The 14580-nt window shown below is 43.0% G+C and carries 14 protein-coding genes; all 14 read right to left on the bottom strand.

Annotation, left to right across the window (positions count from 1 at the left end):
• Positions 1–23 precede the first annotated feature (23 nt).
• Positions 24–746, bottom strand: a complete 723-nt coding sequence (locus tag C6Y06_RS13945) for an SDR family NAD(P)-dependent oxidoreductase (RefSeq protein ID WP_106037068.1) — start codon at positions 744–746, stop codon at positions 24–26.
• Positions 747–869: 123 nt separating this feature from the next.
• Positions 870–1625, bottom strand: coding sequence for an alpha/beta fold hydrolase (locus C6Y06_RS13940; RefSeq protein ID WP_223251454.1), 756 nt, complete (start codon positions 1623–1625; stop codon positions 870–872).
• A 106-nt stretch (positions 1626–1731) separates the two neighbouring features.
• Complete coding sequence (locus C6Y06_RS13935; protein WP_034664219.1) at positions 1732–2613, bottom strand: glycine betaine ABC transporter substrate-binding protein; 882 nt, start codon at positions 2611–2613, stop codon at positions 1732–1734.
• The gene (gene opuAB / locus C6Y06_RS13930; protein WP_034664471.1) at positions 2613–3458 is read right to left on the bottom strand and encodes a glycine/proline betaine ABC transporter permease subunit OpuAB; all 846 of its coding nucleotides are present in this window, start codon (positions 3456–3458) and stop codon (positions 2613–2615) included. The genes C6Y06_RS13935 and opuAB overlap by 1 nt, the downstream gene beginning before the upstream one ends.
• Positions 3459–3468: 10 nt before the next feature.
• Complete coding sequence (opuAA, locus tag C6Y06_RS13925) at positions 3469–4737, bottom strand: glycine/proline betaine ABC transporter ATP-binding protein OpuAA (RefSeq protein ID WP_034664221.1); 1269 nt, start codon at positions 4735–4737, stop codon at positions 3469–3471.
• Positions 4738–5136: 399 nt separating this feature from the next.
• Positions 5137–6231 (bottom strand): toxic anion resistance protein, encoded by a 1095-nt coding sequence (locus C6Y06_RS13920; protein WP_003217200.1) that lies wholly within the window; start codon positions 6229–6231, stop codon positions 5137–5139.
• A 14-nt stretch (positions 6232–6245) separates the two neighbouring features.
• The gene (locus tag C6Y06_RS13915) at positions 6246–7862 is read right to left on the bottom strand and encodes a YceG family protein (protein ID WP_106037067.1); all 1617 of its coding nucleotides are present in this window, start codon (positions 7860–7862) and stop codon (positions 6246–6248) included.
• Positions 7863–7932: 70 nt separating this feature from the next.
• Entirely contained in the window at positions 7933–8748 is an 816-nt protein-coding gene (locus C6Y06_RS13910) for an HAD family hydrolase (protein ID WP_066031364.1), read from the bottom strand.
• A complete protein-coding gene (locus C6Y06_RS13905; RefSeq protein ID WP_066031365.1) occupies positions 8745–9854 on the bottom strand; it encodes a cysteine protease StiP family protein in 1110 nt (369 codons plus the stop codon). Before C6Y06_RS13905 ends, C6Y06_RS13910 begins: the two co-directional genes overlap by 4 nt.
• Positions 9847–11178, bottom strand: coding sequence for a phosphoribosyltransferase family protein (locus C6Y06_RS13900; RefSeq protein WP_066031366.1), 1332 nt, complete (start codon positions 11176–11178; stop codon positions 9847–9849). Before C6Y06_RS13900 ends, C6Y06_RS13905 begins: the two co-directional genes overlap by 8 nt.
• The gene (locus C6Y06_RS13895) at positions 11168–12358 is read right to left on the bottom strand and encodes an HpcH/HpaI aldolase/citrate lyase family protein (RefSeq protein ID WP_106037066.1); all 1191 of its coding nucleotides are present in this window, start codon (positions 12356–12358) and stop codon (positions 11168–11170) included. The genes C6Y06_RS13900 and C6Y06_RS13895 overlap by 11 nt, the downstream gene beginning before the upstream one ends.
• Positions 12359–12452: 94 nt before the next feature.
• Complete coding sequence (locus C6Y06_RS13890) at positions 12453–13232, bottom strand: TerC family protein (RefSeq protein WP_106037065.1); 780 nt, start codon at positions 13230–13232, stop codon at positions 12453–12455.
• 140 nt (positions 13233–13372) lie between these two features.
• Complete coding sequence (locus C6Y06_RS13885; protein ID WP_034664245.1) at positions 13373–13951, bottom strand: TerD family protein; 579 nt, start codon at positions 13949–13951, stop codon at positions 13373–13375.
• Positions 13952–13991: 40 nt separating this feature from the next.
• Positions 13992–14573 carry a TerD family protein gene (locus C6Y06_RS13880; protein WP_034664247.1) on the bottom strand — a complete coding sequence of 194 codons (582 nt, stop codon included), beginning with the start codon at positions 14571–14573 and terminating at the stop codon, positions 13992–13994.
• Positions 14574–14580 lie beyond the last annotated feature (7 nt).

Below are 14580 nucleotides of genomic sequence, written 5' to 3'. Positions count from 1 at the left end.
TTAAACGGGTGGTATGCTTTATATTATGCATTCAAATCTGTCATGGCTGGGACGTTGATTTCTTTTACACAGGATACCCTTGATAAATGAATCACACATCTCGCAAGCTCTACAATATCCTGTACAGGGATTCTCGTTTCACCATATAGAATGATGGCTTTTTCGGCTCCATCTTCATATGGAACCTCTGCCGCCAGCTCTCCTGGATTGATACAGGTGACGGATATTTTATCTTTTCTCACATGTTCTCTCAGTGCATTCACAATTCCGCGCAGGCCAAATTTAGAAGCGACAAAAGAAACCTGCGGCAGGTTTGTATGATCTAGTCCCGCCGTTGAGCCAATCACGATGATTTTTCCATTCTCCGATTTCCTTACGTGCGGAAGCAGTGCTTGGATGTAAGTAATCGTAGAGGTGACATTCACATTGATTAAATGAGCGATATCCTCTGGCTGATCGTGATCGAATGAATAATCATCTTCAAAGCCTCGTTTTTCCCATAAACCAATGTTATAGATGAGAACATCAATGGTTTGATTCTCCAATGCTTCGAGCATAAAAGGGATGTGGGTTTGGCTTGATAAATCAATTTTCAGCCAAATTCTATGTACACCGTCATCTATGTTCAAACTGCTCGGTTCACTTCGAGACACAATCCAAACTGTATCTCCTCTTGAAGGAAGACCTTTTACAAAAGCATCCCCTAAGCCTTGACTCGCACCGAATATGATATAGTTTTTACTCATAGCTCCTCCTTCTACAGCTCATGAGCTTTCAGTCAGACTGCAGCTCATCTGTAAGCGTTTTATGCCTATATCATATAGGTTCTAAGATCTAACTGCCTCTTTTATGCCTGTCTTCACTTTCGGCTACTTGATTTCCTTTAATTCCACTGGTAACGCACGCTCTTCTATAAAGGATTGAATCATATCAATAAACAGTTCTTTCTTTTCAAACGTAAATGTATGTCCAATATCAGGAACGACGACACCTGCTGCCTTCGGATGTGATGTCGTTATTTTCTTTGCTGACCGTTTCATGATACCTTTTTCCTTTTCTCCCACTGTGACAAGAATCCGTGCCTTCGCTTGTTGAAACGTGTCTGGGAGCTTGTAATGGAGATTTTCTTGAAACATCGTCAGAAGGGTTTTCTTCTGCAAACTCTTCGAATCCGACGCATAGTCATTCAGTACATCGTTTGGAAGCCCCATCTTTTCAGCTTGGAGCTGGATAAACCAATCTTTCTTTAATAATGGATACGTAAGAGGTAAAAGAGGTCTCACCATCAAGTAAAGCCACGGCAGCGGCATCACAAGAGCGCTGTTGATGACGGCTATGTCTACGATATCAGGCTCATTCGATAACACTTCAACGGCAACCTGTGCACCTAGAGAGAATCCAATGAGTATCACTTTACGGCCGTGCGCATGCTGCTTGAACCACGAGATGACTTCAAGAGCGCTTTCTCGCATGGAAAATGACTGTTCATTTGCTCTTGTCCCATGACCAATCAGATCAGGCGTATAGCATTCATACGCTTCCTTGAATGTTTCCATCTGCTCCTGCCACATCCAGCTGCTGACTCCTCCGCCATGCAGGAAAATCATGATTGGCTTATCCATCATCGACAACTCGTCCACCATCCTTATATAAGAAAAAAGCAGCCGCTTTTTGAGCAGACTGCTTTTTCATATGCTCCCTTCTATTATAAGGGAACCTCATCACTATAGGCTATTTTTTCAAATCCTCAATCGAGTTGACGTTCTTCATATATGTCGGAACAACTAGCCCCATGCGAAGACCTTTCATACTTGTGCCTAGATCATCATATTTCCCTTTAAACTTCGCTGCATACGTTTTATGCGTATTTGGCAGCCAAGCAGATAATGAGGCATCCGCACTTCCAGTTGCAATTGCTGTCCACATTGGACCTGCTTCCACCTGAGTCAAGGTCACTTCAAATCCGAGCTCACGCAGTACTTCTGCAGCGACATTGGTACTTGCAATCTCACTATCCCACGCAACGTAGGCAAGATTAACTTTGTCACCATTCGACTTTTTCACGCCTTTTGTCCATTTCGCTACTTGGTCTTTATGTTTCTTCACATATTTAACGGCGGCATCCTTTGGATTGATACCATCTTGGATATCCATCATGACTTCGCCCATGTCATCTTGAGACCATTTAAATTGACTAAGCATTTTGGCTGCTTCCGGCTGATCTTTTGCAAAACCTTTACGTGAAATCGTATGAATCTCTTCCGCTTCACCGTAAGATTTCTTTGGATCCTCTAAATATTTTAAATCATAGCGAGTAAACATCCAGTGTGGATTCCAGCCAGTGATAATAATTGGCTTTTTACGGTCGTAAGATTTCTTGAGCGTTGCGGTCATAGCTGCACTTGATGCAGACACAACCGTCCAATCCTCTAAGCCGTAATCCTTTTTCGCTTGATCCGTTAGCGCCATAATCCCTGAACCCGGATCAATGCCGATAATGGTTTTATTCACCTGCTGTGCTGCACTCGCATTTGAATCTGACTTCACGCCACAAGCGGCTAGTAAAAAGACAAGCAGGGCGGTCATCCCAATGTAGAGAGACTTTTTCCACATTAAGCATTCCCCCTGGTTTTTTTCGTTTTAATGTTTTGTGTAATACGGTCGAGTGTAATCGCCACAATCACAATGGCAATACCTGCTTCAAAACCAATTCCTGTTTTCAGCTGCGTTACCGCACTATATACTTCTGAACCAAGTCCTGGAGCACCTACCATTGCCGCAATGACGACCATTGATAGAGCAAGCATGATACTTTGGTTAATACCAGCTAGGATGGTTTTTGTTGCAAGTGGAAGCTGAACTTTGAATAAACGCTGGAATGTCGTTGAACCAAATGCTTCTGTTGCTTCAATTAAATCAGCTGGTACTTGTTTAATACCGAGAATCGTCATACGAATCGTTGGCGGCATGGAGAAAATAACTGATGCCACAACCCCAGGCACAACGCCAATGTTAAAGAAGAAGATTGCTGGTAAAAGATAAACGAATGCAGGCATTGTCTGCATTAAATCTAAAATAGGTGTTACAATCTTACGCACAGTTTCCTTCTGTGATGCCCAAATACCGATCGGAACCCCGATCACGATGGAGATGACCACAGCTGTCAAAACGAGCGCAAGTGTTTGTAGCATTGGATGCCAGTAGCCTAAATAGTCGATCAGCAAAAATCCAATAAGTGTGAAAAGAGCAACTCCTCTTGTACTGATCCACCAGGCAATGCCGGCAAAAATAAGGGTTAAAATAATAGATGGAATCACACCAAGTGCTGCCACAATTCCATTTACTGTGCCTGCTAATCCATTTGTGATGCCATCAAAGAAACCACCAAACGTTAATGTTAACCAGTCAACAAATCGATCAATGTAATCCGCGAACTGAATTCTAGGTAAATCACTCATACTAAACATCTTATTCTACCTCCTGTGCAGAAGGCTCTTGTGTTTTAATTTCCTCAAGTTTGTTAGAAGACATGTTGATATACTCATCATTACCTGATAACGCACCAATTAATGCACCTCTGACCACAATACCCTTCATTCTGTTTTTCTCATCGACAACGGCAATCGGAATGTTTGCTGCATCAGACACTGCGTCAAAGATTTCTGTCAAATACGTAGATTCCAATACTGTCGTGAATTCTTTATCGAGAACTGTTTCAAGCGACGCTCCCATTTCTGCTGCCTTTTTCGCTGCTTGTGCAGAAATAACACCTAATAAATGCTTTTTCTTATCTACTGCATAGATAGACGAAATCCCAAGGTTTTTCATGAGCGTGAGCGCAACACGTGCCCCTTTGTCGATCTGAATTGTTTCTGCACGTTTCATAATATGACCAGCGGTTAATACTTTAGAAAGGTCGACATCTTCAACGAAACGTTCAACATATTCATTCGATGGGTTCATCAGAATTTCTTCTGGTGTTCCGATTTGAACGATATTTCCGTCCTTCATGAGCACAATGCGGTCGCCAATCCGAAGCGCCTCATCTAAATCATGGGTAATGAAAATGATCGTTTTTCCTACAGATGTATGAAGCTCAAGCAATTCATCCTGCATATCTTTACGAATTAATGGATCGAGTGCGCTGAATGCTTCATCCATTAATAAAATATCAGGGTCATTTGCTAATGCACGTGCCAATCCAACACGCTGCTGCATCCCGCCACTTAATTGGTTTGGGTACTGTTCTTCAAAGCCTTCAAGTCCAACAAGCTTTAAGGATTCAAGCGCTTTTGAGCGGCGCTCTTCTTTGTCTACACCTTGTAATTCAAGACCGTACTCGGTGTTCTCAAGAATCGTACGGTGGGGGAACAATGCAAAGTTTTGGAAGACCATGCTGATCTTTTTCCGTCTGACTTCACGCAATTGATCCTTTGACATATTTGTTATCATATCCCCATCAATAAATATTTCTCCGGAGGTTGGTTCGATTAACCTATTTAGCAGCCGCACAAGTGTGGACTTTCCGCTCCCTGATAGCCCCATGATGACAAATATCTCGCCGTCATACACATCAAAATTTGCTCGATTGACACCAACTGTTGCGCCGGTCTCTTTTAGAATCTCTCTTTTTGTTTTCCCTTTTCCAAGCATTTGAGATGCTTTTTTAGCATTTTTACCGAAAATTTTAGATACATTATTTATCTTGATTTTGATAGTTCTCTCTTCAGAATTCATATTTTCCCTCCAAATTAGCATCTTTATAACCGTAACATAAGCGTTATGATGCGAACAATCTTTAGAATTCGCTTATTTCCGCACAATATGTATGAATTCCATATAGAGGTCTGGTGATTAGAGTTTATACGCCGTATTACTCGTAAATCCTATAGAATGCTTCATAAACTACATATTTTACGGGGTATTTCCTCTCATCAGACAATATTTTACTGGAAATTCCTAATTGTGCTAAAAAATAACTCGAATCCTCACCGTAGCGGACTTTTTCAAACATGGGCGAACCATTCCCCTGAACAGGATTTACCCGAAAATGGTCACATAAAAACCTTTTTTCTTCAAATTTTAATAAAATTCATGAGTAACTGCCTGCAACTTTAGTTACAGACAGCTTATTTTTTAGGACTCTAGGGCAGCCCGCTTAATATTATCTTGCAATTCAAGCATACGTTTTGTTCCATCTTCGCGTAATCGTTTGTTTTCTTCTTCGATCTGTTTCGTCTCTTTCATCCCTTGTACAATCGTATTAAAGGAAGATTCGATCGTTTCAATGTCAATACTTGGACGTCCAGACAATTTGGCAATCTCCACACTTTGACTTGAGATGTTTTCAGCATTTCGTTTCAGCATTTCATTTGTTCTTCTATCCAGCTCACTCATTGAATCAGCCACAAGCTTTTGTCTTTTCGCTGTAACAGCTTGAATGATCCCATTTTTAAAAATTGGAATGGTGATGATGAACGCTGAGTTGATTTTACCGATTAATTTCGTATTCCCACGCTGCAGCAAACGAATTTGCGGTGCCGTTTGAAGAGCCACCATCCGTGCCATATCAAGGTCATATACACGCTCTTCCAATGCTTGAATGCCGTTACGAAGTGTATCAAGCTCCATTTGTGCCAGCTGGTTTCCACTAGCCGCTTTTTCTTCATAAGAAGGAACCAATTGCTTTAATTCTTCGATTTTCATTTGACCTGCAACAACATACTTTTCAAGCTCCATATAGTATTGAATGTTATGCTCATACATTTCTTCAAGCGTCACAGTCGATTTAGTCATTTCGTCTTTATATTTACTGATTTCTACATTAATTTTTTCAATCTCTGCACCGAGCGTTTGATATTTACTGAAAATCTTTTCAATCATGCTGCCGCCGCGCTTAAAGATTTTTGACAACAAACCACCCTTTGGCTCGTCAAAATCATTTTTATCAAAACGATCCATAATTTTTCCAAGCTGCGTCAGCATCGTTCCTGAGTCAGTGACACTTGTTGAACGCATCATCGAAAGAATACGATCAGAGAACTTAGAGATTTCAACGGCCGGCTGCTTTCCGTATTCAAGCAGCTCCAGCTGATTTTTCGCATCGATCTGTCTCGCAATATTTTGCACTTCTGGTTCATTTCGAAGCTGAACGCGGATATCGTCTGCCTTCTCAATGGAGATTTCCTCTTTATCAATTGAAATGATGTCATTTCCGTTTGTATTTGTCATAAGCTTTGATCTCCTTATCGATTTTTAATGGATTGAAATAACTTTCTGACGATGGATGGCTCTTTAAACTCCTGATTCATGACCATCTCATCAAGCCAATGGGTATCAAATAATTGGTCATCTATATACCGCTCGATACACTGGTATCCCGCCGGATGATACACGAAGAGATCCACCCCCATTTCGTTTAGGAAAATGAGGGCAGCCGCATCAGAACGAGTCAGCTCACCATTATATTCCGTATGGTATAAAATCACTTTCGGTACGGTTTGTGCATAATCAAAGGTTTGAATGAGTTCAATGAGCTCCTGGCCGATATGCAGTATCTGTTTGAATAAATAAATACGGACATCTAATTCGGTCTCATTGCCTTCTTTTAATAGCTTTGGATGCTGACAGATTCGAGATATCGCCTCTGCTATCGCACGCTGCGCGCCCTCATATAGATGAGAAAACTGCCATACATTGCTTTTCATTAATAATTCAGGATCAATCTCTCCAGCAGAAGAAAGGGCATGCTGATAATGAAATTGATAATTCGAAGACACTTCTTTCGTAAAAGGAAAATGGCGAATGGTCTTCGTCTCTTTCCCTTCCATTAACGTATGGATACGATCCCAGTATTCACGCTTGTCTCGTGTGATCCCCATCATTTTCGCAAAGAGATTCGGAATCTGTATCGTGTCCCGTTCTGCTTGAAAATTAGGGCGAATAAAGGAACGTTCCTTTGCAATTAAAAACAGCTCATCATACGTTGTCTTCAGCGTAATGGAATGAGGGGTATGATCTCTGAATTGCCACGGCTTATACAGCATTGAATCTTCCGTGTGGAGCACCTCTTCAAGCTCTCTTGTCGAGCGGTACGCCACCGTTGATTTCCTCTCAGGCTTTTCAGTAGGGAACGGTTCAAGCTTTGAATTTCCCGGATACTGATCAATAAAAGTCAGCTTTTCTTCTGGATCTAATTCGCGGAACGAATCCTCGCCCTCTGGATGAAATAGCACAACATCACAGCCAATCAGCATGACATAGTAAAGAAAATAAAGCTGACTTTTATTCGCCTCTCCATACCAAATGACAACCGGCATTTTTTCTTCTATATTGACTTCCTTCAGCCATGGACCTAGATGATTATTTGAAAACTTCACTACATCCAGGAGAACCCGGCGGAAATCGGGATGCTGAAATCCACCCTCATGCATCTGTTTGAAATGCTCAAACACCTTGATCAATGAAAGGCGGATATGCCGGTTCATCACAGGGTTTGGATGGCGTACAATCAGCTGTTCACCATCTAAAAAAGCCACAAAGCGATTCACGGACAATCCCTTTTCTTCTTGGTTAATCAAATGAATGCGTTGAAGCGCTTGAAAATGCTCCGGCTCAATATGACGATTGAGCGTTTCACTTAAAATATGAACACCATCTGTTTCATATAATTCATGTAAATAAATAAAATAATCGGTTGCATCATGCGGAGTTCCAAGGACCCGGGCGGCGAGACGCGGCAAGGACAATGTATGCTCGTCCTTTACATAACCGTCTCTTTCAGGGAGCGGCTTTTTCAGCACGTTTTTCCAGGCTTCCTGCTCCGCCCGTGTATGGTTGACATCGATTTCTTTATAACTCACGCCGCTCCTTCCTTTCTCCTATATTTTCTCGAAAGCTACTACTATCATATCATTCACCCTTCTACTTCTGCTATCGAATCGAAGGCTTTTTTACGGTCGTCATCTGCTTCATGACACAAGCGGTGATTTCATCTGCTGCTGCCATGCCAGATGCTGCTGTCGGCTCAAGTAATGGGTCAAAGTCAAGCACTTCCCCATGCCTCGGGGCAAAGCCCATATCCGCCTGACGAATAAGACCTGCATCTAAAAGGGAATCGCCTGCACCATATACATATTCAAGCTCCAGCCGTTCCTTTAAAAAAGCAACAGCATCCCACTTATTAAGCGGCTCCGGAATAAAATAAAGCTTCCGTCCTTGAAGAGAAACCTGCCAGCCTCTCTCCTCGCCCCACAGCTTCAATTCAGCAAGTGGAATGTGAGACAAATACTCATCTTTCATAATCAAATAAAGAAATTTCCCCTCTGCTGTCCGGGTACGCTTCACCCATGCCGCAACTGGAAGGTCGGAGATGGCTCTTAGCATCTCTCTGACTGACATACACGCTTTGAGCCTCTCATCAACGATGGCCTGCCAATCCTCAAGCGGCTTGCCGTGATGAAGGATACAGCCCCCATTTGTCGTGACGGCATACTCCGGTTGGAGCTCTTGCTGAAAGAAGGTGATCCGTTCATACTGAGCAGTCGTTCTTGTCGTCACTGGAATGAACCAGCCTAATTGATGAATTGTCTGCAAGGATTTTTTCGTTTCAACCGACATATAGGAAAGCGGTCGTTCGTCCAGCACCTCAACTAAATCATAATCTCCTTCATACTCATACTGGTCCAGCACTCGATGTGAGTAAATCAGCGTCCGGTCTAAATCACTGGCAAACGCACATGTCTTCATGACGTCTGTTCCATCGGACGAATAAGTCCACAGCACGTATAGGACATATTGGCATATTCAATGACAGGAACGCCTCTGTCCTCTGCCAGAAGCAAAATATGCTTCAGCTTCTCCTGAGACCCCGGCTGAATCAGGATTTTCCAAGGGATTCTTCTAAGCAGCACACGGGTCGTCTCACCAACACCCGGCTTAATCAAATGGGTATTTTTAATTTGAAACTCCTGACCGATCGCTTCAATGGAAGCCATCCCCCGCCAGTCCGCAGGCATTCCCTGTGTGAGGATGGTCTCTGCTTTCTCTCGTACATTTGGTTCGAGGCTAGAAAATGCTTCTTCAATTGTATCCACATACAGGTTGGACACATCCTCATCAAGCAGCTCTTCATAATACTTCGCCCCATGGAAATCATCGGCATTGATCCAGCGGTTGTTTAGTACCGTTCGACTGACAAGTCCTGATACCGTCGAATTCAGGCAGGCACTTGGAATGAGAAAGTCCTCTCTCGTTCCGTAGACATTTGTACAATAGCCTGGATCAGCTAGTACAGCCAGTTCACTAGAAAGACGAATATCATACTTTCTTTCAAAATCAATCACAGCTTTTTGGAGCTCTCTCGAAATCGCACCTTTTCCGGTCCATCCATCAATAAAGGCAATCTCAAAGCCCGGATGTTCCTTGAGCATATAATGCAGCGCATTCTCATCTATTCCTCGGTCACGAATAATAGAGATGCTGTAATGAGGCAGTTCAAGACCATATGTCTTTCGAATATATCGTTTGATGAGCACCCCGATCGGCGTTCCCGCCCTAGCCAAACTGCAAAGAACCGTTTGGAAGCCTCGCTTTTTCACAATCTGTTCTGCTACCACAGCTACTGCTTCTGCTACCTTTTCCTTACTTTCTTTCAGAGATTGATAGAATAAATCCATATAAGATTCCGTTGGTTTATACTCAATCGGCAGCATTTCTGAATAATGCGCACCGCTCTGAATCGAACGCTCCCGCTCTTCTGTACTTTTCTCCATCTCAATGGATGATAAATCTTTGAGTAAGAAGGTTACATCCTGCTCTGGATAGCTTCCCATCTTTGTATACACATTAGCCATTCACCTTCACCTCGTCTGATAAAGTCACAATATGCACATGCTTCACATGCCGCTCGGCAAATAAGTGAACAAGCGGACGCAATGCCTCCTGAGAGACCTTTTTCTCAAAAAAGAGAAATACATCATCGTATTGATCTTTTGGTATGTTGTACACGTAGTGCTGAATTCGGGCATCCTCTGGACTCACAAAGGTAAACCCATTTTGAACAGCGTATCCATCCTTTTCAACAGGGTGAATTGGGCTTCTCGTCGTTGAATGAAAGAGAACGCCTTCTCCCATATGTGCAGCCAGTCTCATTGGCACATACATCAGCTCACCTGTTCCTAAACAAAGTGTCTGCTTTCCTTTACGTTCCTTCTTCAGTTTCAGCCCAGCCTCTGCAGCTGCTTGGTCGATGGCTGCCGTATCTGCTGCGTTTAAACCAAAACGGCCCGTTTCATGTATATATGGCGAATGACCCGCCGAATTTGCTGCATGAGAAAGTGCATACGGCTCGTGCTTAAAGAAAGATTGAAGAGAGTGAACAGAGAGACTTGGCAGATCCTTTTGCTCAGCAATCTCATACGAATAAGCTGGCTCATCCAGCGTTTTGCCCCGAAAGACCATTTGCCCTTTTAATAAAGACAATGATGTGATGTGAATACCAAGCTCCTCTTCAAGCTCACACATGGCTTTCTCGTGCTCCTCAGTCCGCCAGTCCAAAATAGAAAGAATCGTGTAAGAATGCCGCGGATGCTTTGCATGAAGGTCCCGAATGATATTGATATTCGTACGGCCTGTCGTGACTTCATCATCTACTAGCACGATGGGACGGTCTGTGCGAAGTAATGCTTCGTCTGCATAACAAAGCTGATCCGTTGCATGCGAATGCTCTTCTTCAAATACCAATGAAGGATCAAGGTCCAGCAGCTGTTCACGTGTCGTATGGATGTAAGATGCTCCTTCTATTACGTCATACACACCATGACCCAGTGCTGTTGCTGTTTCTGCAAAGCCGATCACGATCGGCTGTTTTCCTGATGAAAGCTTCTCTTTTTTGAGTGCTTCGTAGGCTTTAGTTAATGCCGTGTGGTCATCCGTCTTGAGTGCTTCTACTAAAAGGTCTTGATGCGGAGACGTCTTGCCTGTTTGCTCTTGTGCATACGCCATGGCTAAAAGACCCGAGACAAGAAGCGGTTTTACTGGATGAACAGGAATATGCTTACCGAGCACCTTACTAACGAATAAAAAGGCTCTTTTTTTGTTCACTCTTGCTGCCATGTCAAAAAGATGCTCTTTTTCCAGCTGAAGCGCACCTTTTTTGAGATCAAGCTCAACTTCCATATGTTCCAAGATGCTCAGCGTATGCGGCTTGTGCTTCTGTGAGTATGTCGATATAGCTTCTATTTTCATGAAACACCCCGTAAATATCTGACTTAATTAAAATGTGCTCTGCCCACCGGTAATGCGGCTTCGTTTCATTCATTTTATTAGAGAAGGTACTCTTCATTACGCCAACTGTACCGTCTGCATGTTCAAGAATGCTTAATGCATCCATATACTCTTCCTTCGTCACAACATACATACTTTGCACCGGCTTAAGATGTGTTGGATGAATGACCGTCTTTCCATGAATGCCGTTAGCCACATCGAGTTTTGTCTCCTTGAGTAAACCTTGTACGTCATCAAATTCAGATAAAGACGGTTCACCGCTCCTATGAGAAAGCGCACGGATGAATGGCTTTTGTTCCTTTCGAGCAGGGCCAAAATGCTCCCACACAGCCCCAGAAATTACAAAGGAACGCCCAAAATAATTGATGATATCTGTGATTAAATCTGCAATCAATTTGATCTCATAGATGGTCGTGTCACGATCACGGCGAATACCGTACAAACCGCAAAGATCCGTTGCCCCAATGCGAATATTCAAAATATATTCTTCATCATTCAGCAAGATCTGCTTTAACTCAGACAACACCGTATATCTTGTTTCTTTTTCTAATAAATCGGGTGTTTCCAAAATGGGCATCCCATAAAGTGTTGTCCGCGTTTGGGACGATGCCTGTTTCAGACTGTCCAAATAATCCTTCGCATTATGAACTGAACACTTCGGGAACACAAAACCGGTAAGTAATTGAAGAGAGGAACCGAGCAAGTCTGCCATTTTAAGCAGCTGTTTCGGCGAACGAACTCGAATAAATAAAAGAGGCAATTGTTCAGCCGTTTCAGGAGCATGCGTTACTTTCTCTTTGAGACTGGCCAATTGTGTCACTAGATTCTGTTCGGCCATGTCCACTTCTTGATCACCGATGGCATCCTCCAAGCAAAATACAACAGAGCAAAGCGCTTCATATTTCTGCGACAGCAGCATATCTGCTATATCTTGTCTTGTCGCAGGCATATACAAAGTAGCACCTAATGCATGCGCAAGTACATGCCTCGGTGTCAGTGAATGCATCGCCCCTGGCCGCTTGAAAAAAAGATCGTGCTGCCTCGCCTCTGATAAAAATCGAAAATACCGCATGCTGTGCCACCTCCTGTTGTTTAGAGAAAATAAATGACCTGATGATTCAAAAAAGGATGGAGCCGCTAGTCAACTCCATTCCTTTTTGATCGTCCTATTCTTCTTTTGAAGCCGCAGCTTCGTTTGTCACATCTTGATGTTTCTTCTTATTGATTTTATGAACAATAAACGTCCCGATAAATGCTAGGATAATAATTGCAAAGAATGCGACATGCGGAATTTCAATATGAGCAGCACTTAAGCCCATTTTGATGGCAATAATTCCAATGAGAATAAACGCTGTATTCTCAAGCTCTGGAATACGGTCAATGAGGACAAGGAATAACTGTGCCACTGTACGCATCATGAGAATTCCAAGCATTCCGCCTAATAGCAGAATCCATACTTCCTCAGATACAGCGAATGCCGCAAGAATACTGTCCACCGAGAAGGCAAGGTCCATAATTTCCACAGAAATAACAGTTGCCCAAAACACGCCAAATACACGAATCATCCAGCCTTCTTTTTTCAATTCCTTCGCTTCGTCATCGCCGTCACCTAACCAGAAGTGCTTAATGACAAGCCATGCTAAATATGCAGCTCCGAGGACCTTAATCCACCAGAACTTAATAAGCAGCATCCCTACGCCAATGAATAGAAAACGGAAGAAATAAGCGCCAATTAATCCGTAGGTTAATGCCTTTTTACGCTGCTTTTCTGGTAAATGTTTCACCATGACAGCTAATACAAGCGCGTTATCTGCTGATAACAATCCTTCAAGCACAACAAGGGTCCCAATAAGCCCCCAAGAGACAGGGTTTGTTAATACCTCTGCCCACATATGCCAATCAAAAAACGAGGCATACGTGTCCAACATATGTTTCAAAATATCCAACTGGTTTTCCTCCTATAAGTGTAGAAGCATCAGCAGGCTTTCGCCTGCTGTTATTCTTGACCGCTGTTTCTTTCTCACTTTGGAAAAGGCCCTCATATGAGTCATTGGCAGCGCCACTTGAATCGATTTGTTTCTATCGTTTACACTTCTAACCCATAATTTTGACAAAGAGCTGCAAGTCCGCCAGAGAATCCGCTTCCGATGGCGTTAAACTTCCAATCGCTTCCGTGGCGGTACAACTCACATACCACAACAGCTGTTTCAATTGAGAAGTCTTCCCCTAAATCAAAGCGAATCAATTCTTCCCCGCCCTCTTCATTTACAACACGAACAAACGCATTAGAGACTTGTCCAAAATTCTGGCTGCGCGTCTCTGCATCATGAATCGTAACTGTAATTCCGATACGATCAATGTTAGCAGGAATTTTTGAGAAATCAACGAGAATTTGCTCATCATCTCCATCTCCTTCGCCCGTCCGGTTATCACCTGTATGAGTGACACTGCCGCTTGGGTGCTGAAGGTTATTATAGAAGACAAAATCTGTGTCTTGCTGACAACGATTGTTTGCATCGACTAAGAAAGCCGAAGCGTCCAAATCAAATTCGGCTCCACCAGAATATTTATTCGTATCCCAGCCAAGACCGATCATCACTTTCGTCAGCCCTGGGTTGGTTTTTGTTAAATCGACACGTTGTCCTTTTGAAAGCTGAATCGCCATATTCGTACCTCTCCTGTCTTTGAAAATATGAAACTAGCCGTTACCCGATATCTAAACCGAAGTCCGTTGCAATGCGGGCAAGTCCGCCTTGATAGCCCGATCCGACAGCTGAGAATTTCCATTCCCCGCCATGACGGTATAATTCACCTACAATAATCGCTGTCTCGATGGAGAAGTCCTCTGCCAAATCGTAGCGAATGAGTTCTTCATTTGATGCCGCATTTAAAATACGCACATATGCGTTCGTTACTTGTCCGAAATTTTGACTGCGCGCTTCCGCATCATGAATCGTAATGACAAATGAAATCTTCTCAATACTCGCTGGTACAGCTGATAAGTCGATATTGACTTGCTCGTCATCTCCGTCTCCTTCACCAGTGCGGTTATCGCCTGTATGTACGACACTGCCGCCACCGCCAGTTGTTTGATTGTAAAAGACAAAATCCGATGGAGAGCTTGCCTTACCTGCTGCATCTAAAAGAAATACACTTGCGTCTAGATCAAAGTCATGTCCGCCGTCATACTTATTGACGTCCCAGCCAAGACCGACGACCACTTTTGTTAAACCTGGATTCGTTTTTGTTAAATCAATTTTTTGACCTTTCGCTAAAGAAATTCCCACTAGGAAT

Origin of the sequence: Bacillus sp. MZGC1 (assembly GCF_002998605.1) — a bacterium.
Lineage (GTDB): Bacteria > Bacillota > Bacilli > Bacillales > Bacillaceae > Bacillus.
Note: the sequence above shows the minus strand (reverse complement) of the source record. Positions and strands in the feature narration are given on the sequence as shown.